The organism is Pandoraea pneumonica, assembly GCF_902459645.1.
In the GTDB taxonomy this organism is placed as follows: Bacteria; Pseudomonadota; Gammaproteobacteria; order Burkholderiales; family Burkholderiaceae; genus Pandoraea; species Pandoraea pneumonica.
Window position 1 is genome coordinate 902,555 of record NZ_CABPSK010000002.1, and the last position, 24,851, is coordinate 927,405.

The 24,851-nt window shown below is 62.7% G+C and carries 26 protein-coding genes and 1 tRNA gene; 7 read left to right on the plus strand and 20 right to left on the minus strand.

Annotated features, from left to right (window positions below):
- Positions 1-159 precede the first annotated feature (159 nt).
- Positions 160-1,629 carry a signal recognition particle-docking protein FtsY gene (ftsY, locus tag PPN31114_RS13180; RefSeq protein ID WP_150679925.1) on the minus strand — a complete coding sequence of 490 codons (1,470 nt, stop codon included), beginning with the start codon at positions 1,627-1,629 and terminating at the stop codon, positions 160-162.
- Between the two features lie 191 nt (positions 1,630-1,820).
- Between ftsY and PPN31114_RS13185 the strand changes: the two genes are divergently transcribed.
- Both PPN31114_RS13185 and PPN31114_RS13190 read left to right on the plus strand, forming a co-directional pair.
- Positions 1,821-3,239: a M16 family metallopeptidase gene (locus tag PPN31114_RS13185; RefSeq protein WP_150679926.1), complete on the plus strand. Its 1,419-nt coding sequence runs from the start codon at positions 1,821-1,823 to the stop codon at positions 3,237-3,239.
- Between the two features lie 11 nt (positions 3,240-3,250).
- Entirely contained in the window at positions 3,251-4,654 is a 1,404-nt protein-coding gene (locus PPN31114_RS13190) for a M16 family metallopeptidase (protein WP_150679927.1), read from the plus strand.
- A gap of 121 nt (positions 4,655-4,775) precedes the next feature.
- On the opposite strand, the gene PPN31114_RS13195 is transcribed toward PPN31114_RS13190, so the two are convergent.
- Positions 4,776-5,621 (minus strand): ABC transporter permease, encoded by an 846-nt coding sequence (locus tag PPN31114_RS13195; protein WP_246182532.1) that lies wholly within the window; start codon positions 5,619-5,621, stop codon positions 4,776-4,778.
- Complete coding sequence (nodI, locus tag PPN31114_RS13200; RefSeq protein WP_150679928.1) at positions 5,614-6,531, minus strand: nodulation factor ABC transporter ATP-binding protein NodI; 918 nt, start codon at positions 6,529-6,531, stop codon at positions 5,614-5,616. The genes PPN31114_RS13195 and nodI overlap by 8 nt, the downstream gene beginning before the upstream one ends.
- A gap of 248 nt (positions 6,532-6,779) precedes the next feature.
- On the opposite strand from nodI, the gene rsmD reads away from it, so the two are divergent.
- The 3 genes from rsmD to PPN31114_RS13215 all read left to right on the plus strand — a co-directional run bounded on the left by rsmD (position 6,780) and on the right by PPN31114_RS13215 (position 8,257).
- Entirely contained in the window at positions 6,780-7,373 is a 594-nt protein-coding gene (rsmD, locus tag PPN31114_RS13205; protein WP_150679929.1) for a 16S rRNA (guanine(966)-N(2))-methyltransferase RsmD, read from the plus strand.
- 55 nt (positions 7,374-7,428) lie between these two features.
- On the plus strand, positions 7,429-7,923 hold the full coding sequence (gene coaD / locus PPN31114_RS13210; protein ID WP_150679930.1) for a pantetheine-phosphate adenylyltransferase: 495 nt from the start codon (positions 7,429-7,431) through the stop codon (positions 7,921-7,923).
- Positions 7,924-7,999: 76 nt separating this feature from the next.
- Positions 8,000-8,257 (plus strand): YfhL family 4Fe-4S dicluster ferredoxin, encoded by a 258-nt coding sequence (locus tag PPN31114_RS13215; protein WP_150679931.1) that lies wholly within the window; start codon positions 8,000-8,002, stop codon positions 8,255-8,257.
- A 75-nt stretch (positions 8,258-8,332) separates the two neighbouring features.
- On the opposite strand, the gene pth is transcribed toward PPN31114_RS13215, so the two are convergent.
- The 7 genes from pth to PPN31114_RS13250 form a co-directional block, all read right to left on the minus strand.
- Entirely contained in the window at positions 8,333-8,929 is a 597-nt protein-coding gene (gene pth, locus PPN31114_RS13220) for an aminoacyl-tRNA hydrolase (RefSeq protein WP_150679932.1), read from the minus strand.
- A gap of 126 nt (positions 8,930-9,055) precedes the next feature.
- A complete protein-coding gene (locus tag PPN31114_RS13225; RefSeq protein ID WP_150679933.1) occupies positions 9,056-9,676 on the minus strand; it encodes a 50S ribosomal protein L25/general stress protein Ctc in 621 nt (206 codons plus the stop codon).
- 159 nt (positions 9,677-9,835) lie between these two features.
- Entirely contained in the window at positions 9,836-10,783 is a 948-nt protein-coding gene (locus PPN31114_RS13230) for a ribose-phosphate pyrophosphokinase (protein ID WP_150679934.1), read from the minus strand.
- A gap of 49 nt (positions 10,784-10,832) precedes the next feature.
- Positions 10,833-10,909: transfer RNA gene (locus PPN31114_RS13235), tRNA-Gln, on the minus strand.
- Positions 10,910-10,963: 54 nt separating this feature from the next.
- On the minus strand, positions 10,964-11,833 hold the full coding sequence (gene ispE / locus PPN31114_RS13240) for a 4-(cytidine 5'-diphospho)-2-C-methyl-D-erythritol kinase (RefSeq protein ID WP_150679935.1): 870 nt from the start codon (positions 11,831-11,833) through the stop codon (positions 10,964-10,966).
- Between the two features lie 171 nt (positions 11,834-12,004).
- On the minus strand, positions 12,005-12,625 hold the full coding sequence (locus tag PPN31114_RS13245) for an outer membrane lipoprotein LolB (RefSeq protein WP_246182533.1): 621 nt from the start codon (positions 12,623-12,625) through the stop codon (positions 12,005-12,007).
- On the minus strand, positions 12,625-14,565 hold the full coding sequence (locus PPN31114_RS13250; protein ID WP_150679936.1) for a tetratricopeptide repeat protein: 1,941 nt from the start codon (positions 14,563-14,565) through the stop codon (positions 12,625-12,627). The genes PPN31114_RS13245 and PPN31114_RS13250 overlap by 1 nt, the downstream gene beginning before the upstream one ends.
- Before the next feature lie 79 nt (positions 14,566-14,644).
- On the opposite strand from PPN31114_RS13250, the gene mutM reads away from it, so the two are divergent.
- Both mutM and mutY read left to right on the plus strand, forming a co-directional pair.
- Positions 14,645-15,475 (plus strand): bifunctional DNA-formamidopyrimidine glycosylase/DNA-(apurinic or apyrimidinic site) lyase, encoded by an 831-nt coding sequence (gene mutM / locus PPN31114_RS13255; RefSeq protein ID WP_150679937.1) that lies wholly within the window; start codon positions 14,645-14,647, stop codon positions 15,473-15,475.
- 21 nt (positions 15,476-15,496) lie between these two features.
- Positions 15,497-16,624 (plus strand): A/G-specific adenine glycosylase, encoded by a 1,128-nt coding sequence (mutY, locus tag PPN31114_RS13260; protein WP_150679938.1) that lies wholly within the window; start codon positions 15,497-15,499, stop codon positions 16,622-16,624.
- Between the two features lie 81 nt (positions 16,625-16,705).
- Here the strand turns inward: mutY and rapZ are convergent, their stop codons facing one another.
- From rapZ to PPN31114_RS13310, 10 genes are all read right to left on the minus strand, one after another.
- Positions 16,706-17,578 (minus strand): RNase adapter RapZ, encoded by an 873-nt coding sequence (gene rapZ, locus PPN31114_RS13265; protein ID WP_150679939.1) that lies wholly within the window; start codon positions 17,576-17,578, stop codon positions 16,706-16,708.
- Positions 17,579-17,759: 181 nt separating this feature from the next.
- Positions 17,760-18,089, minus strand: coding sequence for a PsiF family protein (locus PPN31114_RS13270; RefSeq protein ID WP_150679940.1), 330 nt, complete (start codon positions 18,087-18,089; stop codon positions 17,760-17,762).
- 153 nt (positions 18,090-18,242) lie between these two features.
- Complete coding sequence (gene hprK, locus PPN31114_RS13275) at positions 18,243-19,208, minus strand: HPr(Ser) kinase/phosphatase (protein ID WP_058377146.1); 966 nt, start codon at positions 19,206-19,208, stop codon at positions 18,243-18,245.
- Between the two features lie 57 nt (positions 19,209-19,265).
- Entirely contained in the window at positions 19,266-19,721 is a 456-nt protein-coding gene (gene ptsN, locus PPN31114_RS13280; RefSeq protein WP_150679941.1) for a PTS IIA-like nitrogen regulatory protein PtsN, read from the minus strand.
- 236 nt (positions 19,722-19,957) lie between these two features.
- Positions 19,958-20,311, minus strand: coding sequence for a ribosome hibernation-promoting factor, HPF/YfiA family (hpf, locus tag PPN31114_RS13285; RefSeq protein ID WP_150679942.1), 354 nt, complete (start codon positions 20,309-20,311; stop codon positions 19,958-19,960).
- Between the two features lie 139 nt (positions 20,312-20,450).
- Positions 20,451-21,941: an RNA polymerase factor sigma-54 gene (locus PPN31114_RS13290; RefSeq protein ID WP_150679943.1), complete on the minus strand. Its 1,491-nt coding sequence runs from the start codon at positions 21,939-21,941 to the stop codon at positions 20,451-20,453.
- 94 nt (positions 21,942-22,035) lie between these two features.
- Positions 22,036-22,788 (minus strand): LPS export ABC transporter ATP-binding protein, encoded by a 753-nt coding sequence (gene lptB / locus PPN31114_RS13295; RefSeq protein ID WP_150680410.1) that lies wholly within the window; start codon positions 22,786-22,788, stop codon positions 22,036-22,038.
- Positions 22,789-22,831: 43 nt separating this feature from the next.
- Entirely contained in the window at positions 22,832-23,506 is a 675-nt protein-coding gene (gene lptA, locus PPN31114_RS13300; RefSeq protein ID WP_370865883.1) for a lipopolysaccharide transport periplasmic protein LptA, read from the minus strand.
- Between the two features lie 50 nt (positions 23,507-23,556).
- Positions 23,557-24,243, minus strand: a complete 687-nt coding sequence (gene lptC / locus PPN31114_RS13305; protein WP_150679945.1) for an LPS export ABC transporter periplasmic protein LptC — start codon at positions 24,241-24,243, stop codon at positions 23,557-23,559.
- 24 nt (positions 24,244-24,267) lie between these two features.
- Positions 24,268-24,843, minus strand: a complete 576-nt coding sequence (locus PPN31114_RS13310) for a KdsC family phosphatase (protein WP_150679946.1) — start codon at positions 24,841-24,843, stop codon at positions 24,268-24,270.
- Positions 24,844-24,851: the final 8 nt, after the last annotated feature.

Sequence of the window (24,851 nt, forward strand, 5' to 3'; positions counted from 1 at the left end):
AATGACAACGGCCCGCCACTCGATGAGTGCGGGCCGTTGATTTTTGCGAGCCCGTAAGGCGTTATGGGCGTTAGGTTAGCCCTTGCCGTTGCTGCGATGGCGGATACTAGCCGACATAAAGACGGACGATCTTGCGTCTGTCATGGCATCGAGGCGTTGTTACCCAAGCAATGCATCCGCGAATTCGCGTGCCGAGAACGGTTGCAGGTCTTCCACCTTTTCGCCCACGCCGATGAAGTAGACCGGCACCGGGCGCTGACGGGCGATCGCGGCGAGAATGCCGCCCTTTGCCGTGCCGTCGAGCTTGGTGACGATGAGGCCCGTGAGTTTCAGCGCATCGTCGAACGCCTTGACCTGCGCGAGCGCGTTCTGCCCCGTGTTGGCGTCGATGACGAGCAGCACTTCGTGCGGTGCACCGTCGGCGGCCTTGCCGAGTACGCGCTTGATCTTCTTGAGCTCTTCCATCAGATGCAACTGCGTGGGCAGACGTCCAGCGGTGTCGGCCATCACGATGTCGATCTTGCGCGCGCGGGCGGCGCTCACCGCGTCGAACACCACGGCAGCGGGGTCGCCGCTTTCCTGGGCCACGACGGCGACGTTGTTGCGCTCGCCCCAGATCGCCAGTTGCTCGCGCGCGGCGGCGCGGAAGGTGTCGCCAGCGGCAAGCAGCACCGATTGGTCATAGCTCTGGAAGTGCTTGGCGAGCTTGCCGATGCTCGTGGTCTTACCCGCACCGTTGACGCCTGCAATCATCACCACCAGCGGCGCTTCACGGCCCAGCACGAGGCTTTGCTCCAGCGGCGAGAGCAACTCGACGAGCAGATCGTGCAACGCGCGCTTGACCTGATCTCCTTCCGTCAGACGCTCGGCTTTCACCTTTTTGCGCAACGCTTCGATGAGGTATGTCGTGGCTTCGACACCCGCGTCGCTCATCAGCAGCGCGCTTTCCAGATCTTCGAAGAGATTTTCGTCGACTTTGACGCCGACGAAGATGCCCGTGAGCCCTGCGCTGGTTTTGGACAACCCAGCCTTCAGTCGCGTGAGCCACGAACGCTTGGCTGCCGGGGCAGGGGCGGGCGCTGCGACGATTTCGCCGATGGCTTCGCCGGTTTCGTCTTTGACGACGACGGCGGCGACCGGGGCGGGGACAGCGGCGGGTTCCGGAATGGGCTCCGGGGCGGGCGCAACATGCGGCTCGACGATCGTAGGCGCCGGGACATTTGCCAGCGGCGGCTCGGACACTTCCGCTTTTTCAGGCACATCGGCGGCACGAGCGGGTGCGCTTTGCGGCGCATTTTCGGCGGCGGCAGGCGCGGCAGGGATAGACGGTACGGTGTCGTTCGGGCGATCAGCGGACGTTGCGGGGGCCTGCGGTGCGGCAGGCACGACCGGCGCAGCCGAAGCGGCTGGCGTGGACGTGATGTGCGTCGGCACAGTAGGTGTCGCAGCCGGTGCGCGCGGTGCCTCCGGGGCTACCGGCGCCGCAGCGGGGGCCTGCGCGGGGGCAGCGTCGGTCTCGGGCGCCGCCTGCGTGGCGACCTCGTCGGCCTCATTTTCGACGGACGATGCGGGACTCGGCTCGGCAGATTTGTTACCGCCCGACTTGAAGCGCTTGAAGAAACTGAACATGGGATGAGGAACTTGGCGTGGGGAGCGCGCTCGGAGACGTGCTGATTTGTCGTGCCATTCGCGTCATGCAAAACGCCCTACAATGGGCGGGTCCTGCATCCGACGCGGGAAATACGATGTATTTTATCAGACGCGTATCAACGTCCATCAAGGGCACGAGGGAGTTCATGAGGGAGTTCATGAGGGGATCCATGAGAGGAACCAAGCGCTGGCTTCACGCTCTGGCTGGTCTGACCTTGGCCGGTGTGATCGGCCTGGGCCACGCCGCCGACAGCACCGGGAGCAAAACGACGGACAACACTTCCGAATTCACACTCTCAAACGGACTGCGGCTGATCGTGCGCGAAGATCATCGCGCGCCGACCGTGGCGCACGTGGTCTGGTACCGCGCCGGGTCGCTCGATGAGTTCAACGGCACGACGGGCGTCGCCCACGCGCTTGAACACATGATGTTCAAGGGCACGAAGACGGTCGGCCCGGGCCAGTTCTCGCGTCAGGTCGCTGCACTCGGCGGCCGTGAGAACGCATTCACCAGCAAGGACTACACCGGCTATTTCGAGCAGACCGAGAAAACGCGTCTGCCCGACATGATGCGTTTGGAAGCCGACCGCATGGCCAACCTGACGCTTACGGCGGACGAGTTCGCCAAGGAAATTCAGGTGGTGATGGAAGAGCGCCGTCTGCGCACCGACGATCAGCCGCGCGCGCTGCTCTATGAGCAACTGATGGCGACGGCGCTGGTGGCTAACCCATATCGGCGTCCGATCGTGGGCTGGATGGATGATCTTCAGCACATGACGGTTGAGGATGCGCGTCAGTGGTACGACCGCTGGTACGCGCCGAACAATGCGGTGGTTGTTGTGAGCGGCGATGTCGATCCGCAGCAGGTGCACCGTTGGGCCGAGCAGTACTACGGCCCGATCAAGTCGCACGCGCTGCCTGAACGCCGCCCGCAGAACGAGCCCGCGCAACTGGGCGTTCGCCGCGTGTTCGTGAAGGCGCCCGCCGAAAACCCGAACGTGATGCTTGCGTGGCGCGCCCCGCGTCTGGCCGATGTCGAGAAGGACGACGACGTTTATGCCCTTCAGGTGCTCGCGGCGGTCCTCGACGGCTACGGCAATGCGCGGTTGACGAGCCGCCTCGTGCGCGAGCAGCGCATCGCCAACGACGTTGGGGCAGGTTACGACGGCGTTGGCCGCGGCCCGCAGTTCTTCATCCTCGATGCGACGCCAGCACAGGGCAAGACGCCCGAGCAGATCGAGAAGGCGTTGCGCGCTCAAGTGGCCGACATCGCGGCGCATGGCGTGACGGACGAAGAGCTCAAGCGCGTGAAGGCGCAGGTCATTGCTGGGCAGATCTACAAGCGTGATTCGGTATTCGGTCAGGCGATGGAGATTGGCCTCAATGAAATGTCCGGCATCTCGTGGCGGCAGATCGACCGCATGCTCGAGAAGGTGAAGGCGGTGACACCGGCGCAAGTGCAGGCCGTCGCGGGCAAGTACTTCGGCGACGATACGCTGACCGTGGCCACGCTCGTGCCGCAGCCGATTGACGAGGCGACTCGCAAGCGCCGCGCCCAAGGGGCGGAAGACCTGAAGAACATGCGCTAAGGGGCCACTCGATGATGAAAATTACCGCACTACTGCGTGCGCTTGTTATGCCCGCCTGCGTGGGCGCTGTTGCCGCCGTGGCGGCTGTGCCGATGACGGCATTCGCGGCGTTGCCGATTCAAACGTGGACGGCGCCTTCGGGCGCGAAGGTGCTGCTCGTAGAGAGTCATTCGATCCCGATGCTCGATCTGAACATCGATTTCGATGCAGGCAGCCGTTACGATCCGCCCGGCAAATCCGGGCTGGCGTTGCTCACGGCGGGGTTGCTCGATTCGGGCGCGACCGCGGTGAACGGTCGTCCGGCGTTGTCCGAAGCGCAAATTGCCGACCGTTTCGCCGACGTGGGCGCCATGGAGTCGACGAGTGCCGGGCGTGATGCGGCGACGGTCACGATGCGCACGCTGTCGTCGGCTGCCGAGCGCGACGCGGCCGTCAGCACGATGGCGCAATTCCTGCAACACCCCACGTTCCCCGAGGTTGTGCTCAAGCGTGAGGCTGCGCGTTTGTCGGCCGCGATTGCCGAGGCCAATACCAAGCCCGAAGCTATTGCCGCGAAAGCCTTTCGCAGCGCTATCTACGGCAAGCATCCGTACGGTGTGAGCGCGACGGTCGACAGCGTGAACGCGGTCAAGCGCGACGACCTGGTGCGCTTCTATCGCGATATGTACAGCCCGAAGCGCGCCGTGGTCACCATCGTCGGCGACATCGACCGTGCGCAAGCCGAGAAGCTGGTGGCGACGCTCACCGACGCGATGCCCGCTGGCGTGCAACCCCCGGCTTTGCCGCCGGTGGCGGCGCTGCGCAGTGCCGTGCAGATCGACTTGCCGCATCCGGCAGAGCAGGCGCATATCGTGAGCGGTCAGGCGTCGGTGGCACGTAGCGACCCCGACTACTTCGCACTGCTCGTGGGCAACTATGTGCTGGGCGGTGGCGGGTTCGTATCGCGTCTGACGGCGGAAGTGCGCGAGAAGCGCGGCCTGACCTACGGCGTAACGAGCATGTTCATTCCGCAGTTGCAAGAAGGACCGTTCGAGATCAGCTTGCAGACGCGTCGAGAACAGGCACCGGAGGCCTTGAAGGTGGTCCGCGAGACGCTGGGCAAGTTCGTGCAGGACGGGCCGACAGACGCCGAGATGCAGGCAGCCAAGGACAACCTGATCAACGGCTTCCCGCTGCGCTTAGATAGCAACCGCAAGCTGCTGGCGAGTGTTGCCGCGATTGGTTTCTACAACCTGCCGCTGGATTATCTCGATACGTGGACCGAGAAGATCAAAGCGGTCACGGCAGCTCAAGTGAAGGACGCGTTTGCTCGTCACGTGCAGCCGGACCGACTGGCGACGGTTGTCGTGGGTCCGAGCAATGTGTTTGGCGCCGCCGCGAATGATGCGGCCACCGCTGGGACGAAGGCGAAGTAATCGGCCGGAGTCGGCCGGATCGCTTGGAATGGATCGGCTCAGGCTTGGTATTTCGCCATAGAAAAACGGCACCGGGAAATCTTCCGGTGCCGTTTTTGCTTTGTGGCGTAGGTGTCGCGCATTAGCGCAGTATCCGTCGTCGCAATAACGTCAACGCGATGGCAAACGCGATGACGGCATAGGCCACGAGTGCCGCGACATGCAACCACGGTTGATCGACGGCACGCCCGAGCATCGCGGGGCGAATCAGAGCCACGGCGTGCGCGAGTGGCAACCATTCGGTGACGTGACGCGCAGCGGCTGGCAATTGCGAGAGTGGGAAGAAGACGCCGGAGAGCAGCAGCATCGGCGTCATGACGAGCGTCTGATAGAACATGAAGAAGTCATAGCTCGGTGCCAGCGCCGTCATCACCATCGCCAGACTCGCAAACGCGAGACCGGCCAGCACGACGGCGGGCAACACGACAGGCAGCGCATCGAGTCGCGCGTAGCCGAGCACACTCGCCACCAACAGAATCGCCAGCCCCGAAAGCACGGCTTTGCTCGCCGCCCAGACGACTTCGCCGAGCACCACGTCACCCAACGTTAGCGGCGTGTGCATGAGCGCCTCCCACGTGCGTTGCACATGCATGCGCGAGAAGCCGGAATACATCGATTCGAAACTCGCGGAAAACATCACGCTGGAACCGACCGTCCCTGCGGCGAGAAACGCGATATAGGACGTGCCATCCACGTTCCCGACCATCATGCCCAGACCGAACCCAAGGCCGAACAGATAGATCATGGGGTCCGCGAGATTGCCGAACATCGACGCAATCGCGAGCTTGCGCCAGACGAGGAAGTTACGTCGCCACACGCCTGTCCACGGCGTGAGGCCGGGGAGATAGCGCGGGGTTTCGGGGTGCGGTAAGTGCGCCGTGGCGGAATTAGCTTGATCGGTCTGATCCGGGCGATTGCCGTCAGTCATCGCGCATCTCCCGTCCTGTGAGTTTCAGGAAGACGTCTTCCAGATTGGCGCGCCGATGCAGATAGCGCACGCCGGGTTGGTCGCGTAACGCGTTCACCACAGGCGCCGCGTCGCGCACGTAGCAGAAGTGGGTTTCGCCGCTCGTTTCGATGCGCTCGGCCAGTGGCGCAAGATGTGCCAGCAATGAGTGAGGCACATCGCCAAAGACCTCGACGACATCGCAGCCGATTTCGCGCGCTACCAACTCCGGCGGTGTGCCTTCCGCGATCTTGCGGCCTGCATCGATCACGCACAGGCGATGGCACAACCGCTCGGCTTCCTCCATGAAGTGCGTGGTCAGCAAAATCGTTTTGCCTTCGTTCATCAGCGATTTGAGCCGTTCCCAGATCAGATGCCGCGCCTGCGGATCGAGTCCGGTGGTCGGCTCGTCGAGCAGCAGCAGATCGGGGTTGTTGATGAGCGCACGGGCGAGGGTGAGGCGTCGTTTCATGCCGCCGGAGAGCTGTCCGACGCGGGCATCGGCTTTCGACTCCAGACGCGCGAAGGCGAGCAGGGCGGGAACGCGTTCGCGCACGTCGGCGGAGGAGAGTCCGAAATAGCGTCCGAAGATCGCCAGATTCTCGCGCACGGTGAAATCGGGATCGAGATTGTCGAACTGCGGCACGACACCGATGCGGCGGCGGGCTTCCGGTGCAAGTTTGGGCACGGACAAGCCGCCCAGCCGAATTTGACCGGCGTCGGGTGTCACCAGGCCCAACAGCATGCGCAACGTCGTCGTTTTGCCCGCGCCGTTCGGCCCCAGCAACCCGAAGCATTCGCCCGGTGCCACGTGAAGCGAAAGATGATCGACGACGGGACGCCCGTCATACGCCTTGCAGAGTTCGGTTACCTCGATGGCAGCATCGGTCATGGCGAATTCGGTGATCTCCTGTCGTAGCGCATGCCTTCCTAAACCACAGGGGGCAAGTCTTACGGGTGATGTGGTATGTTTCGCCTCAACAATGTAGCGTGAATTACCATGAATTTGGACGACCAGCGCGCGCAAACCCGCGCGCGACCTCACTCTTTTACCGCTTTGCGTGCTGCGCTTGCCGCCTGGGTATCGCCTGCCGATGCCGTACACCGCGCCACATGCAGCGCCACATCCCGGAGCATGGCATGAAGTCGGGCGCCGGAAACGTTGCACGCGGCGCGCCGCAGCAGGTACGCATCATCGGCGGCCAATGGAAGCGCACGCCGCTACCCGTGCCACCGGGCGATGGTCTGCGTCCCACGCCCGATCGCGTGCGCGAAACGCTCTTCAACTGGCTTGGACAAGACCTCGATGGCCTGCGCTGCCTCGATGCCTTCGCGGGCAGCGGCGCGTTGGGTTTCGAGGCGGCGTCGCGCGGTGCGGCTCGTGTCTTGATGCTTGAGTACGCGGCACCGGCCGTTCGCCAGTTGCGCGCCAATCAGGCCAAGCTCGGAGCCGATCAGGTTGAGATCGTGCAGGCAGACGCACGGCGTCTGATAACCACACTGTCTCCCGGGGCTTTCGACGTGGTGTTTCTCGATCCGCCGTTCGCGAGTGGCTGGCTCACCGACCTGCTGGTGCCTGCGGCCCGCCTGTTGGCGCCGGGCGGCGTGATCTATGCTGAATCCGACACGCCGCTGGACGACGAGACGCTCGCCACGCTGGCGCTGACGTGTGTGCGCCGGGCGAAAGCCGGAGCGGTGCATTATCATCTGCTTGAATCGATTCCGAAAACCTAGAGACCACAATGAACAAGTACGTAGTAACGGTCCCCAGCCGCGAGGAGACGTTGGCATGGTAGTGGCGATCTATCCGGGGACGTTCGACCCGTTGACCCGAGGACACGAGGATCTGGTCCGCCGCGCGGCGGGCATTTTCGACAAGCTCGTGGTCGGCGTGGCCGACAGTCGCAACAAGAAGCCGTTCTTCACGCTGGAAGAGCGTATCGATATCGCGCGCGAGGTGCTGGGGCACTATCCGAACGTGACGGTCGAGGGGTTTTCCGGGCTGCTCAAGGACTTTGTGCGCAAGCATCAGGCACGCGTGATCGTGCGTGGTCTGCGTGCCGTGTCCGACTTCGAGTACGAGTTCCAGATGGCCGGGATGAACCGCTATCTGCTGCCCGACGTGGAAACGATGTTCATGACGCCGTCCGACCAGTATCAGTTCATCTCGGGCACGATCGTGCGCGAGATCGCGCAACTGGGCGGCGATGTCAGTAAGTTTGTGTTCCCTTCCGTCGAGAAGTGGTTGGTGACGAAAGTCGGCGACCTGTCGACGAAGGGATGAGTATCGTGCGCGCCGGCCTGGCCCAGAGCCTGGCTCTGACGGCAGGCCGGTGTCGCGATACCGATGGAGGTGCCGTATGGCCTTGATGATTACCGATGAATGCATCAATTGCGACGTGTGCGAGCCAGAGTGCCCGAACGACGCAATTTCGATGGGGGTCGAGATTTATGAAATCGACCCGAACAAGTGCACCGAGTGTGTCGGGCACTTCGACGAACCGCAGTGCGTGCAGGTGTGTCCGGTGGAGTGCATCCCGATCAATCCGGAACACGTCGAGACGCCCGATCAGTTGCTCGCGAAGTACACCCACCTGCAAGCGGCCAAGTCGGCCTGACGGCCCCTGACGCGCCGTCAGAAGCCGCTCACCCGCATCACCCTTCCCACCGTCTGCCGCATCACGCCGGAGCGCTTACTTCCCCGGCGTAGCGTGCAGGCGCATCATCGCCTTTTCCATCTCGCCCTTCACGACAAGATCGACAATGTCGAGCGCGCGCGACATCGCGTCGTCGATGAGCGCCTGCTCTTCCTTGCGGGGCGGCTTGAGCACGAAGTCCACCACTTGCTGCTGACTGCCAGCCGGTTGCAGCGTGCGCGGATGGCCAATACCCAGGCGCAGACGCCAGAAGTCGGGCGTGGTCAGGTGCGCCGCGATGTCCTTCAGGCCGTTGTGGCCGCCACTGCCGCCGCCACGCTTGAGCTTTACGCCGCCCGGGGGGAGATCGAGTTCATCGTGCACGACGAGAATTTCGTCGGACAGAATTTTGTAGAAGCGTGCGAGCGCGACGACCGACTGTCCCGAGCGGTTCATGAAGGTCTGCGGCTCGAGCAGCCAGACTTCGTTGCCGGCGATGCGTGCACGTGCCGCGAAGCCGTGAAAGTTCTTCTGGTTCGACAGCGAGGCGCCGCTTTGCTGCGCCAGTGCGTCGACAAACCAGAAGCCGGCGTTATGCCGCGTTGCTGTGTATTCGGCGCCCGGATTGCCGAGCCCTACGATCAGCTTGATCATTTCGGTATCAGGATCATGTGCGCAACCTTAGCAAGGATAGGCGCACCGCCATAAAAAAACCCGCCGGGACATGACGTCGCGGCGGGTTTTGCGTCCAGCGTCGCCGCTGAAGGACAACTCGCAGGCTTAGGCAGCCGGCGTTTCGCCTTCGGCAGCCGGGGCAGCCGCTTCATCAGCAGCAGCGCCCGCCGGTTGAACGGCTTGCGCCACCACCGGGTTTTCTTGCTCGACGTGCAGCGTGAGCGTCACGCCGGCCGGCAGCTTGACGTCCTTGGCATGCACGGTTTGACCAGCAGCCAGCTTCGACAGATCGACTTCCAGGAATTCCGGCAGCTTGCCCGGCAGGCAGCTGATGTCGAGGTCGTTGACGACGTGGCTGATCACGTTAGCGGACAGCTTCACTGCCGGCGACTCTTCAGCGCCCAGGAAGTGCAGCGGCACCTTCACGTGAATCGGCTTGTTCGCGTCGACACGTTGGAAATCGACGTGGAGAACCAGTTGCTTGAACGGGTGGTACTGCACATCGCGCAGCAGCACTTGTTCCGACTTGCCAGCGACTTCCAGCTCGAGAATCGACGAGTGGAAAGCTTCTTTACGCAGGGCGTGCCACAGTGCGTTGTGATCGAGTTCGATCAGTTGCGGATCAACGTTACCACCGTACACGATGCCTGCGGTCTTGCCGGCATTGCGCAGGCGGCGGCTCGCACCCGTACCTTGCAGATTACGCTCAAAAGCGACGACTTTCATAACAACTCCTTGTGCCACCCGCGACCAGGTGGCGATTTCTTCCTGAACGTTCCGTGCCAAAAAACACGGGTTTCAGGAACGACAAAGGCGGGGAAAACGCTCCCCGCCGACATGACAACGGCGCCACACAGGCGCCGTCGCAAAAACTTTACCGAACGCTTACTCGGCGAACAGCGACATCACCGAGTCGCCGCGACGAATACGCGAGAACGTTTCGGCGAGCAGGCCAGCGCAGCTCAACTGGCGAATCTTGCCGCCCGTCGAGTCGTCGCGCAGCGGAATCGTGTCCGTCACGACCACTTCGTCGAGCGCCGATGCGTTGATGCGCTCGGCCGCGCCACCCGAGAGCACCGGGTGCGTACAGTAGGCGTAGACCTTCTGTGCGCCGCGTTCCTTGAGCACTTGCGCTGCCTTGCAGAGCGTGCCGGCGGTGTCGACCATGTCGTCCATGATCACGCAGGTACGGCCGTCGACTTCACCGATGATGTTCATCACTTCGGCCACGTTGGCCTTCGGACGACGCTTGTCGATGATGGCCAGATCGCAGTGCAGTTGCTTAGCGAGTGCACGGGCACGCACCACACCGCCGACGTCCGGCGACACCACCAGCAGGTTTTCGTGGTTTTGCTTGCGCACGTCAGCCAGCAGCAGCGGCGAGGCGTAGATGTTGTCGACCGGGATATCGAAGAAACCCTGAATCTGGTCGGCGTGCAGGTCCATCGTGATAATGCGTTCGACGCCTGCAATTTGCAGCATGTTGGCCACGACCTTCGCCGAGATCGCCACGCGCGCCGAGCGGGGGCGACGATCTTGACGGGCATAGCCGAAATACGGGATGGCAGCGGTGATCCGGCCGGCAGAAGCGCGCTTGAGCGCGTCGACCATGATCAGCAGTTCCATCAGATTGTCGTTGGTCGGCGCACACGTCGACTGAAGGACGAAGACGTCCTTGCCGCGCACGTTTTCCTGGATTTCGACCTGGATCTCGCCATCCGAGAATCGGCTGACCATGGCCTTGCCGAGCGGAATGCCGAGAGTGTTGACGACCTCTTGGGCCAGGGCGGGATTGGCGTTCCCGGTGAATACCATTAGGTTATCACTACTCATCTGGCTACCTGCGGGACGTATTGATGCTGAGACTGAACGACAGAGAAATTGGCAGGGGAGGAAGGACTCGAACCCTCGTATGCCGGAATCAAAATCCGGTGCCTTAACCAACTTGGCGACTCCCCTACACTAACCGATGCCTTTGCTGCGTCGTAGGATACGCAACAAAGTAAAACTTTTTCACGCGAATCCGAACAGCGGGTGTTCGTCCAGACTGGTGGTCACTTGACCGATCCAGCGCTCTGGTAATCGCTTACATGCCGCTTCCGCTTCCGCCTTCGTGTCGAATGCTGCAAACACGCTGGCACCGGATCCCGTCATGCGAGCTGTGGTGAAGGTTCTGAACCAGTCAATCACAGCAGCGACTTCCGCGTATTCTCGAGTGACTACAGCCTGCATGTCGTTACGGAAAATTTCATCCGTTTCGAACACGTTTTTGTTGGCGTGCTCAAGAAAGAACGCCATTGTGACGACGTTCGAATCCCTTGTCAACAGGGGATCGCGAAAAATCTTATCGGTTGCGACGTGTACCCGCGGGTTGACGACCAGAAAGTGCCGTTGCGGCAGATCGACGGCCTGCATTTCTTCGCCCAGCCCCTCGGCAAACGCATTGCGTCCGAACACGAAAAACGGCACGTCTGCACCGAGTTTGAGCGCCAACGTCTGGAGTTCTGCGCGCGGCAAATCGAGCTGCCACATGCGGTTCAGGGCGAGCAGGGTGGTCGCGGCATCCGAACTGCCGCCGCCGATGCCGCCGCCGGCCGGCAGGCGCTTCTCGATACCGATATCCACGCCGAATTGCACGCCACAGTGTTCCTGGAGCAAACGGGCGGCCCGTACCGTTAGGTCGGTCTCGGGCGGCACACCGGGCAGCGGGTTCGTATGCACGATCTTGCCGTCGTTCCGGCGCTCGAAATGCAGCGTGTCGGCCCAGTCGATCAATTGGAAGACGGTTTGCAGTTCGTGATAGCCGTTGGGCCGGCGTCCTACGATGTGCAGGAACAGGTTCAACTTGGCCGGGGCCGGGCAGTCACGCAGAATTTCGTACATGGCAACGCGTTGTGAGGGCTAGCGGCGCAAACCGGTCGCCGAAATGCAGAAATCGCCGGGCGCGGGCGCCCAAGCAAGAGGCGCCAAGGATAGCACCGCATGGCGCGGTGCGTGAAAGACCGGGACGTGAGCGCGTAGTGCCTGCGCGCAATCACCCCGGGCCACCGGGGGTTATTCGTCGATCACCAGCCGTACGGCGAGCGGCGAGCCGCCGAGGTCGCGCGAGAGGTCGACGCGTTTCACGCGCAGCGGCGTGGTGTCGAAATAGGCTTGGTAGTCGATTGTCCAGCCGTCTTGCATCAGCCGAGTGGGCCGTTGCGTCTGCGGATCGCGCTCGATGTTTGCCTGCGATCCCGGCGCCCCCTGCATGCGAAGCCAGTAGCGCATGCCGCCCACGGGCAGCGCGAAACCAAGCGCGTCGTGCATCACGTCTTCGAGACGCGGGCCGGTTAGCGGTGCCTTGCCCGGTAGCTCAAGCGAAGCGCCGCGAGGGCTTTCGCGCACGATGGCTTGCGTTTGCCCGAGCGGGTCGAGCAATTGCACCGTGGCGTTCGCGCCGTTTTGCTGCCAATCGAAATTGCCGTACGTGTTGCGCGTCTCGCCGTTCTGTTCGTATCGAACGGAGAAGCGTCCGCGATAGTGCTCGACGCCGTCGCCAGCGTTCTGTGCGATAGGCGTGGGCGGCGCGAGGCTCGCGCAGCCGGTGCCGAGGGCGGCGGCTGCCAAGGCCAGCGTCAGTCCGGCCGCCCGCATCGTCAGACGCGGGCGTGACAAAGGATAGCGGCGCAGCATCAAGGCGTCACGTTGTAGCGCTTCATGGTCGAGCGCAGCGTGTCGTCGTCGCTATCGACCTTGAGCGCTTCGCGCCAGGTCTTGCGAGCTTCGTCCTGTTGCCCCGATTCCCACAGAACTTCACCCAGATGCGCGCCGATTTCGGCCTGCGCCTGAATGCCGTAAGCACGGCGCAGCAGTTCGAGTGCCTGTGGCTTGTCGCCAAGGCGGTACTTCACCCACGCAAGACTGTCCATGATGTACGGATCGTCCGGCGCCAGCGACGACGCCTTCTGCAACAGCTTGAGCGCTTCGGGCAGGCGCGTGTTGCGCTCGGTCAGCGAGTAGCCCAGTGCGTTGTAGGCTTGCGCGTTGTCGGGCTGCGTCGTCATCACGTGGCGCATGGCTTTTTCCATGACGTCGTAATGCTTGTTCAGCTCAGCCACCATGCCGTACTGATAGAGCAGATCGGGGTCGTCCGGATGGTCTTTGACCTCGACGGCCAGCAGCTTTTCGGCGTCGTCGTAACGTTTGGCTTTGACCAGCAGATCGGACTCGGCACGCTTGAGCGCGAGTTGTTCGCGCGGATCGCTCGACTTGATGCCGTGCAGCAGCGCGCGGCCTTCTTCGACCTTGCCTTGATCGGCCAGCAACTGCGCGCGGCCGATTTGTGCCGGCAGGTACGCGTTGCTGTCTTCGCGAATCTTCGAGAGCCACTTGTCGGCCGCCGGGTAATCCTTGCGATCTTGTGCGATTTGCGCGAGATACACATACGCCTGCGCGCCATCGGTGTTTTGCTGCTCGGCTTCCGATGCGTACTTCTGCAAGTACTGTTCGGCCGTTGCGGGATGCTTGGCGTGCAGGCTCAACAGTGCCAGTGCCATCAACGTCGACAACTCGTGCGGATAGCGCTTTTCGAGCGTCTCGAATTGCTTTTGCGCAGCGTCGAGTTGGTTATCGGCGAGCAGCAGTTTGGCGTAGGCGAAACGGGCTTCCTTGGCGTCCGGATTGCGATCGAGGAACGTCTTGAGCCCGGTGATGGCGCTTGCGCGTTCTTCTGGCCCCATCTGCCCGTAAAGCAGTGCGGCGGCTTCGTAATCCGGCTTGAGTTTGAGGGCGGTTTCCAGCGACGTGCGTGCGCCGGCCGTGTCGCCTGCATCGAGCTGCGAGCGCGCCAGTGCGAGTTGCGCTTCGGGGCGCTGCAAGTCGTTCGCCAGCATACGCTTGAGCGAGTCGATGCCCGTGGCGCGCTCGGGGCTGCGCGCAATCATCTGCTGCAATTCGAGAATGGCTTGCCCGCGGCGCGCTTCCGGCACCTTGTTCAACTCGTCGGTGAGCAGCGGTTCGGCTTCCGCCAGATGACCGGTGCCGACTTCTAGGCTAGCCAGCAATTGCGTCGCCGGGCGCCATGTCGGATCCAACGAGTGCCACAGGCGGGCGGCGACAAGGGCGTCGCCCAACTGACGTGCACCGAGGGCGATCTCCACGGCGCGGCGCGCCATGCGCGGATCCTTCGTGCGATTGGCCAGCGAGATGTAGGTGTTGAACGCCGGGGCGAGGTTGCCCTGTTGCAAACTCAATTCGGCGGCCGTCACTTCGAAGACGATCTCGCTATTGAGTGCCACGTTCGGCAGCTTTTCTTTCGGGACGTCGGCATTGGGGGCCACGTCTTCGGTGTCGGCATCGGCGTCGGCCTTACTCGCGGCGCCAGGCTTTGCTGCCTTGGCCGGCGCAGCGCCCGGTGTCGTAGCCGGTGTCGTGGCTGGGGCAGCGGGCGCCTGCGTGGTTTGGGCGAAGGCGTTCGAAGATGGCAGAAATGCCATGATCGCGCTGGCGCAGGTCACGCCGAGCGCCGTTGCACCGGCCAAGGCCCCACGCGCCAAGGCGTCGCGCAGGCGGAATGGCACGGCCACCGAGGGCTTCGAAGCGGTGGGAACGGACGGGAGACGAGTGTTCGGCATAAGGATCCACGGCAGGTTTCGAGCGATTGTAGCGCGCCCGATACAATAGAGTCTAAATCCTCAGCAAACGTTCGCAGGCATGCCTGAACTCCCCGAAGTCGAAGTCACCCGCCGCGGCATCGCGCCGCATGTGGCGGGCACGCGCGTCGCTCGCATCGACGTTCGCAATGGGTCGCTGCGCTGGCCGGTGCCGGCAGGGCTCGACGCCCTGTTGCGCGGCGAAACGCTGATCGACGTGACCCGTCGCGGCAAATACCTGCTACTCGAATACGCGCCCGGCTGGTTGCTCGTGCATCTCGGCATGACCGGGACGCTGCGCGTCTTGCCTGAACCCAACGCACTCCCGGCGGCAGGCGTGCACGATCACATCGATCTCGTCTTCGAGCGCTGCGCGTTGCGTTATCGTGACCCGCGCCGCTTCGGTGCCGTGCTGTTTCATCCGCGCACCTCCGGCGACGTGTTGCTGCACCCGTTGCTCGCGAACCTCGGCGTCGAACCGTTCTCCGACGAATTCGACGGCAACTGGTTATATGCCGGTACGCGTGGGCGCTCGGTCGCGATCAAGCAAGCCCTGCTGGCCGGTTCGATCGTCGTTGGCGTGGGCAATATTTACGCGTCAGAAAGCCTCTTTCGCGCGGGCATCCATCCGCGGCTCGCCGCTGGCAAATTGTCGCGTCCGCGCTGCGAAAAGCTGGCCGTCGCCGTGCGAGAGACGCTCGCCGCCGCGATTGAAAAAGGCGGCAGCACGTTGCGCGATTTTGTCGGCAGCGATGGCAAGAGCGGCTATTTTCAACTCGAATATTTTGTCTACGACCGCGCGGGCCAACTCTGCCGCGTGTGCGGTACCCCGATTCGGCAGATCGTGCAGCAGCAACGCTCCACGTTTTTCTGCCCGCATTGCCAGAAATAGAAAGCGTCCCCAAAACTACTCATGACCGAATCGCTGACCGACACCTTCGCCGAGCGTCTGATCGCATGGCAGGCCGAACACGGCCGCCACGATCTGCCGTGGCAAAACACGCGCGACGCCTACCGCATCTGGCTCTCGGAGATCATGTTGCAGCAGACGCAGGTGGCCACCGTCATCCCGTATTACGCGCGTTTTCTCGAGCGTTTCCCTGATGTCGCGGCACTGGCCGCCGCGCCACAAGACGACGTCATGGCGCTTTGGGCTGGCCTTGGCTACTACTCTCGCGCGCGAAATCTGCATCGGTGCGCACAGGCCGTCGTGGCCGATCACGGCGGACGCTTCCCGTCAGACCCTGAAACGCTTGCCACGCTGCCGGGCATTGGCCGCTCGACCGCAGCGGCGATCGCCGCGTTCGCGTACGACGCTCATGCCGCGATTCTCGACGGCAACGTGAAGCGTGTGCTGGCGCGTGTATTCGGTATCGAAGGGTTCCCGGGCACGCCGAAGATCGAACGCGAGATGTGGGCGTTGGCGGAATCGCTGCTGCCCGAGCGCAATTTGCCCGCTTATACGCAGGGCATGATGGATCTCGGCGCGACGTTGTGCGGCCGTGGCAAGCCACGCTGCGGTGAATGTCCGTTCGATGGCGACTGTGTTGCTCATTCGACGGGACGCGAACGCACGCTGCCGACCTCGAAGCCGAAGAAGGCGCAGCCGGAGCGTTATGTGGACGTGCTGGTGATTCGGGCGGGCGATCGTGTGCTGTTCGAGCGGCGTCCCGACAGCGGAATTTGGGGCGGGTTGTGGAGCTTGCCGGAACTCACGCCGCCGCTCGACACGCTTGAGCCGGACGATGCCGCGCTGCGCGACCGGTTGGGCGCACGCGCGGCCACGTTGGGCGCTGCGCACGGTGTGGTGCGGGAGATGGTGCCGCTGCTAGGACTCACGCACGTCTTCACGCACTTCAAGCTGCATCTTCGCCCGTGGCTGGTCACGATGGCGCAATCCGCCGCCTCTAGCGAGGCCACGGATTCGCAGCGGGCATGGTTGAGTGCGGGAGAAGCGGCAGGGGCAGGGTTGCCGTCACCGATTCGCAAGATTGCCGACGCGCTCGCGCCGGACAACGGGCAGTTGTCGCTACCGGCCTGAAACGTTCGAGCTATTCGACGGCGCCGCACCAATTCATCGGGTCGATAAGCGGCGAGCTCGGCCGCCCACAAATCGATGATCTCAGCCGACGTCGCTGTCGACGAGTTCGCGATGGCGCACTAGCACGCTCGACTCTGCGCGAAAGCGTTCACCGAGCGTTTCTGCGATAAACACCGAGCGGTGCTGTCCGCCGGTGCAGCCGATCGCTACGGTTAGATAACTGCGGTTATCGCGCATGAAGCTTGGCAGCCACTTCTGCAAATAGGCGCCGATATCGTTGATCATCTCGTCGACTTCCGGAATCGCGGAGAGGAAGTCGATGACAGGTTGGTCACGTCCGGTGAGCGGGCGCAACTGCGTGTCGTAGTACGGATTGGGCAGCGAGCGCACGTCGAACACCAGATCGGCATCGAGCGGCACGCCATGCTTGAAGCCGAACGATTCGAACATCAGCGTGAGGCCCGTGTGATCGTGCTGCACGAACTCGCGAATCCAGCGGCGCAGGGCACTCGCGCGCAGATTGCTGGTGTCGATTTGATGGCCGAGCTCCGTCACGCTGTTGAGCATCTCGCGCTCTTTCTCGATCACTTCCACGAGCGATCCATTCGCGGTAAGCGGATCAGTCGCTGCGGCAGAGAGCGGATGGCGACGACGCGTTTCCGAGAAGCGCTGCACCAGCGTTTGCGTGTTCGCGTTCAGGAACAGCACGCGCACATCGTGGCCGAAACGGCGCAGGCCGCCGATGATCGGCGGCAGATCGGCGAGCGAGCCGCCGCTGCGCGCGTCGATGGCGACGGCAAGACGTGTGTAGTTCTGTGTTTCGAGATACTCGGCGAGCTCAGGCAGAAAGCGCGACGGCAGGTTGTCGACGCAGTAGTAGCCCGCATCCTCGAGGACGTTCAGGGCGAGCGATTTGCCCGAACCCGAAACGCCGGTAATCAATACGATTTTCATGGCATTTCCCGGATACAACCATGATGGTAAGCGATTGTGTCGTTCGGGTGTCGGGCCTGTAATTGCGTGAATGGTTCCGCGCGTTATTCAGACTTGCGCTCATGTGTGCCTGACGTAATACCGGGGGCACCAATGAAAACGGCGCCCGTCGGGGCGCCGTTCGCGAGCCAGGTTCCGGCGCTTAGGCCGCCGGTTGGTTCGACAGGCACTGTTTCATGAACGCCTTGCGATCATCGCCCTTCTTGCCAGTGGCAGCGGTGTTGCAGGACTTCATCTTGTCTTGCTGGGTCTGCTTGGCAGCGGGGGCAGGGGTGCCGGCGGCCGACAGACACTGCTTCATGAACGCCTTGCGATCGTCGCCCGTCTTGCCGGTAGCCTGTTGGTTACAGGCGGTCATCTTGTTGTTTTGCGAGTTCGCCTTGGGGGCTGCCGGTGCCGAGGCCGATTGAGCAAAAACCGGCGATGCGAGCAGCGGGGACAGCAGGAGCAGTGCAGCGAGTGCTTTCTTCATGGTCGTCTCTCCATAGGGTCGGACACGCGAGCGGAAGGACTGCGTGGCGATTACAACATGAAAGAAAACGCGCCGCAATCGCGCGGCGTTGACAGAAAAACGCAGAAATTGCGGTAAACCCGGGGGGAATTGGGGTGCCCCGGGCGTGGAAGCTCAGAGCAGCTTGCCCTGCATGCCGTCTGGGTCTTGCATGGCCTGGCGCTGGCGCTCCATGAAGTCCTTGAGCGTATCGATGCCGCGCAGTTGCAGTATCGTGTTGCGCACGGCGGCTTCGACCAGCACGGCGAGGTTTCGCCCGGCGGCCACTTGCAGAATCACCTTGTTGATCGGCAGGCCGAGCACGTCGACCGTTTGCGCTTCGAGCGGCAGACGCTGGAATTCGCCGTCGGGGCGGCGCACCAGTTGCACGATCAGCTTGAGCTTCATTTTGCGGCGCACGGCCGTCTCACCGAAGATCGTCTTGATGTCGAGCAGCCCGAGACCGCGCACTTCCAGCAGGTTTTGCAACAGCGGCGGACAGCGGCCTTCCACGAAATCGGGGCCAAGACGCACGAAATCGACCGCATCGTCTGCGACCAGGCCGTGCCCACGGCTGATGAGTTCCAGACCCAGTTCGCTCTTACCGAGGCCGGAATCGCCCGTGAGCAGCACTCCCATGCCCAAAATGTCGATAAAAACGCCGTGCATCGTGCAACGCGGCGCAAACACGCGCGAAATGTACAGACGCAGGCTGTCGATGACCGATGCGGTCGACAGCGGGGTGGTGAACAGCGGGGTCGAGGAGCGCGTGCAGCGCAGTACGAGATCGGGCGGTGCTTCGAGGCCGTCGGCCACGACGAGGAACGGCGGTTCGAGCGCAATTACCTCGCCCATATGACGCTTGCGGTTCTCTTCCGTCAGCCGCTGGTAGTAGCGCAGTTCGGCTTCGCCCAGCACCTGAATACGGTTCGGGTGGATGAGATTCAAGTGACCGACGAGGTCGGCGCTCGACGTGGCGGTGGCCACGCTCTCCGGCGTAAAGCCGCGTTCCCACCCCTCATGGCCGGTCAGCCACGACAGTCGCAGCGTGGCGGCGTTGTCGTCGAAAATGCTCTGCGCGTTGATGCCGGTCAGTTCCACCGCGTCGCCTCGTTCGGTTGGGGGTGTGGGTCTACGGGGTTTGCCTGGCGTGTGGGCTCAGGGCTGCCAGTTCGCGAGCGCCGAATGCACGTCTTCGGCACTCGGTGCGTTCGATAACGTCTCGCGCATCGAGCGGTCCGAGAGCAATTGCGCGATCTCGGACAGAATTTCAAGATGCTGCTGGGTGGCTTGTTCGGGCACTAGCAGGAAGAACAGCAGGGACACGGGCTGGCCGTCCGGAGCCTCGAAGGGAATCGGCGCTTCCAGGCGCACGAAGGCTGCCATGGGATGCTTCAGGCCCTTGATCCGTCCATGCGGAATCGCCACGCCTTCGCCCAATCCGGTCGAGCCGAGCCGCTCGCGCGCGAAGAGATTGTCGGTGATGACAGCGCGGGTGAGGCCGGCATTGCTCTCGAAAAGGAGCCCGGCTTGCTCGAAGACGCGCTTCTTGCTGGTGACGGAGAGTCCAAGCAGGATGTTGGACGCAGGTAAGAGTTTGACTAAACGGTTCATCTTGTAATGCGGGCGAACGCGTAGTCGCCCTCCAACCCCCGATTGACCTCGCATTATAGACCACCTGCCGCCGGCCCCGCGCCAATCACCAGACGATGCGCCGAACCATATAAAAGGGGCCGTTCTACGGCCCCGCGGTGGGTGATGCCAGACTATGACAGACGCAATTGCAGGCGCGAGGTTCCGCGCGGGTTTTCGCTAATGTCAGTCGACGCGACTACCACGCCAGGAAGCTTTCATTGCAGCGGTTCCTGTTCGGGCGGTTGCTGATGCTTGAGGGCCTCGCGGCCGTGATCCTGAACCTTGTCCTTGTACTGGATTACCTTGCGGTCGAGCATGTCGATCAGCTTGTCGATGGCGGCGTACATATCTTCGTCACACTTCTCGACGAAAATCTCCTTACCCTTGAGATACACGGTAACGCTAGCAACTTGGCGCCCCGTTTTCTCTTTGGTCTTGTCGACAGATAGGATCACCTCGGCTCCGATCAACTGGTCGAAATGGCGCAACACGCGTTCAAGCTTGTTGATCACAAATTCGCGCAGCGAAGGCGTGAGTTCGAGATGGTGTCCACTGATCTTCAGATTCATAGCTGCTCTCCTTGCTGAAATGCCGAAGTGCGGGCCACGTCACATAGACGGGCTAGCGGGAGTGCGAGCCAAACATGTGACGCAATGTCGCACTGCGGCGTTATGCCCCAGCAGGCCAACACGGCTCACCAGGACTGTCCTACAAAGATTTGCGCAAGTTGACTGCGGGAATTCGCATGGCTTCGCGGTACTTGGCGACGGTGCGTCGCGCGACCACGAACCCTTGCTCTGCCAGCAGTTCCGCGATACGGCTGTCGGAAAGGGGGCTCTGCGGGTCTTCGGCTCCTATCAGTTGCTTGATGAGGGCACGGATGGCCGTAGATGACGCGGCCCCTCCGGCTTCCGTCGCGACGTGTGAACCAAAGAAGTACTTAAGCTCGAAAGTTCCGAATGGAGTGAGCATGTACTTACTGGTTGTCACGCGCGAAATCGTGGATTCGTGTAATCCCAGCGTATCAGCAATCTCGCGCAAAACCAAGGGGCGCATGCCGATTTCGCCGTGGGAAAAGAAGTTCTTTTGACGCTCGACAATCGCCTGCGCCACACGCAGGATCGTGTCGAAACGCTGCTGAATGTTTTTGATCAGCCAGCGCGCTTCCTGCAATTGCTGTTGCAGATTCCCGGTGCCCGGATCGTTGCGGTTATTTCGCAGAATACGGGCATACATTTCGTTGATGCGCAGACGCGGCATCACTTCGGGATTGAGCTCTGCGGTCCAGCCGCTGCCCTGCCGGCGCACCAGCACGTCGGGGACGACGTAGTCGGCTTGCGGCGTGCCGTAAGCGGCGCCGGGGAACGGATCGAGCGAGCGAATGAGTTGGTGTGCGGCGCGCAGGCTATCTTCGCCAACCCCCAGCACGCGGCGCAGGCGCGTGTAATCGCGCGCAGCCAGCAATTCCAGATGATCGGAGACGATGCGCAGCGAGATGGTACGGATCGGGCTCGCGGGCAGCCGCTGCAATTGCAGCCGCAGGCATTCTGCGGGGGTGCGGGCACCGACGCCGGCGGGGTCGAAGCTTTGCAGCAATGCCAGCGCGGCGTTGATTTCTTCGGCTTCCAGCGACAACTCTTCGGTCACTTCTGCCTGAATTTCGTCGAGCGTCGTGCCCAGATAGCCGTCTTCGTCGAGCGACTCGATGAGAAATTCCACCAACGCGCGATCGCGCGGCGCCGCCTTGGTCACACGCAACTGTGCGAGCAGATGCTCGCGCAGATTCGGATGATCGACGTGCAATTGCGGGCGCGCGTTGTTGTCGTCGTCGTCGGTGGCGTTGCCCGTGCGGGCGAAGTCGTTCAGGCTCCAGTCGCTGCCGCTGTCTTGGCCGTTGTCGTCGAAGCGGGTTTCGCCATCGAGCTCGCGTGCCTCGTCGTGACCGTTACCTTCGCTGGGCGCGTCGTTCGTGCTGCTGACCGATGACGTGCGTTCGTTGCGCAGCGAGCCATCGGTACCCACGCGCACCGACCCGGCGAGCCAGTCGTCTTCGCGCTCGAGCATCGGGTTCTGGGTGAGGGCGTGCTCGACTTCTTGTTGCAGTTCGAGCGTCGACAGTTGCAACAACCGGATGGATTGTTGCAACTGCGGTGTGAGGGTCAGGTGTTGCGAGGTGCGAAGTTGGAGGGTCGGTTTCATAACGTTTCTCGCCTTCATTGTAGAGGCTTTGTCACGTCAGCGAAACCGGCCTGCCTCGCTATCGGAGGCAGGGTTTACATGCGAAAAATTAGCTTTACATCCGGAAATTTTCGCCCAGATACACGCGCCGGACGCTTTCGTCGGCAACGATCTGGTCAGGCGTGCCGGCGGCGAGCACCGAGCCTTCGCTGATGATGTACGCGTGATCGCAGATACCCAGCGTTTCGCGCACGTTGTGGTCGGTAATCAGGACACCGATACCTCGGTCCTTCAGGAAGCGCACAATCCGCTGAATTTCCAGCACGGCGATCGGGTCCACGCCCGCAAACGGCTCGTCGAGCAGGATGAAGCGCGGTTGCGTGGCCAAAGCACGGGCAATTTCCACGCGGCGGCGTTCGCCGCCCGAGAGCGACATGGCCGGGTTTTCACGCAAATGCGCGACTTGCAGTTCGTCGAGCAGCGCTTCGATGCGGCGCTCGATTTCATCGCGCTTGAGCGGCTTGCCCTGCGCATCGACCTGCAATTCGAGCACGGCGCGAATATTGTCTTCGACCGTCAGTTTGCGAAAGACCGAGGCTTCCTGCGGCAGATACGAGACGCCCATGCGGGCGCGCTCGTGAATCGGCAGTTCGCTGATCAAATTGCCGTCGAGCTGAATTTCGCCGTCGTCGGCGGGCACCAGCCCCACGATCATGTAGAACGACGTGGTCTTGCCAGCACCGTTCGGCCCGAGCAGACCCACGACTTCGCCGCTTTTCACGTCGAGCGAGACGTCCTTGACGACCGTGCGCGCGCCGTATTGCTTCTTGAGCGAGCGCACAACGAGCGCGCTCGGCTTGCCCGCCATACCGGCGCTCTGGTTGATGCTGGAGGCGTTGCTTTGGGCAGGATTACTCACGCGGATTCTCGATGCGTTTGGAAGGGGCTAGCGCCGGCAGGTCGCCTTTGGGCGCCGCAGCGGGCTTGCTTGCGCCGCCGGGCTGGGCTTGGCTGTCGCCGGTCGCATTGCGGGGCGCGAGGGTGGCGCGCACACGGCCCTTCGGATTGTTCGAATTGATCTGGTCGGCACCGCTATTGGCGGTGTAGACCTCGTTGTAGGTGTCGTACGTGATCACGCTGCCGTGCACCTCGTCGAGCACCCTCGTGCCACCGGCCAGCCGCTTGAGCGTGGCCCGCGTGGTCAGCGTGGCGACTTCGGTCTTGCCGTTGTAGTAAATCGTCTCGCCCCAGCCGTCGATGTACTCGTCCAGGCCATCGCGTTTCTGGCGCATATAGGCGAGCGGGCCGCCCGGCTTGTAGTAAGCGGTGGCGTACTGATAGCCTTCGGGGTCCTGAGTCACTTCCACGCGATCGGCCTTGAGGATGATGGTCCCCTTGGTCATCGTCACGTTGCCGGTGAAGATGTTGACCTGCTTGAGGTCGTCATAGCTCAGGTGATCCGCTTCGATATTGAGCGGCTTGTCGCGGTCGGCGCGTTCGGCATGGGCGAGCGGCGAGGCGAGTGCGCCGAGCACCGCGAAGGCGGTGGCCAGAGCGCGCACAGAGCGGCCAAACGATTGGCGCAGCGAGCCGCCGAGCGGACGATGGAAAGCGGGTCGCAGGTAAGGGCGATCGGTCATGGGGTCTTGGGGCCCTGTGTGGTCGGGGGTGGCGCGCTCGGAGCGGGGGCTGCCGGAGCGCCGGTTGTTGCGGCGGGCTGCACTGGCGGCTTCTTGCCAAGCTCGGCCGGCTGAATTGTGCCATGCACATTGCCGAGCAATTGTACGGCCCGCGAGATGTTATTGAAAATCATGCCGTCGCCATACATCACCGACTGGCCACGGTAGAGCGTAACCGGCAGTTCCGTGCGCACGATGTCTTCGTTCACGAGCACCTGAAAGTGCTCGGACAATGCGCGCATTTCCGGGTCGCGCGGGCCCGGCTGGCGAACCACGACGGCATCGTCGTACAAATCGACGACCGACATGTCGGCGTTGAGCGTGCCGCGCTTGCTGGTGGCGGTGACTTCCGGCGAATCGGGGGTGAAGGCGCGCACGGCGGGCAACGTCATAGCCGTCGTCGCGTCGTCTTCGAAGTGCGTCATGTGCACGGCATTGACGCGGTACTGCGTGAGCCCGGTCGGCGACAGCATGGAGATCACCATGTTGTCGGCGTAGTAATCGGGAACGTGCTTTTTCACATAAGGTGTGCGATCGGCATCGGACGGCAGCGTGCGTTGCACGAGCCAGTAGGTGCCTGCGGCGAGGCCGGCCAGCACCGTGATGGCGATGAGTGAAGCAGGCGAGACGCGTTGTACGGCCATGGGTTCTTCGGCTCCGTAGGCGCGTCAGGCGAGGGCTGCCGCGAGCAGGGCGTCGTAACGTCCCTGCGCACGCAGAATGAAGTCACACAGCTCGCGCACAGCACCGTTGCCGCCGCGCATGCTGGCGATCCAATGGCAGCGCGACTGCACTTCGGCGTGGGCGTTGGCCGGGCACGCGGCAAACCCTACGCGGGTCAGCACGGGCAAGTCGGGCCAGTCGTCACCGATATGGCCGCAGGCGTCGGCACTTACCGACACTTTGGCGCACAGGTCTTCGAAGGCAACTCGCTTATCGTGCACACCCTGATAAACATGAGCAACGCCCAGATCGGCGGCCCGTTTGGCCACGATGTCCGACTTGCGGCCCGTGATGATGGCCGTGACGATGCCCGCTTCCGCGAGCAGTTTCAGGCCATGGCCGTCGAGCGAGTCGAACGTTTTGAACGTCTCGCCGGTCGGGCCGTAGCGCAGGCCACCGTCGGTGAGTACGCCGTCGACATCGAAGACCATCACACGCAGCTTCGCGGCGCGCGCCGTAGCGGCGTCCAGATCGAAATCAGCGGTGGGAGGGGTAGCAGGGGAGGTGCGAGGTTGATTCATGGGGCGCA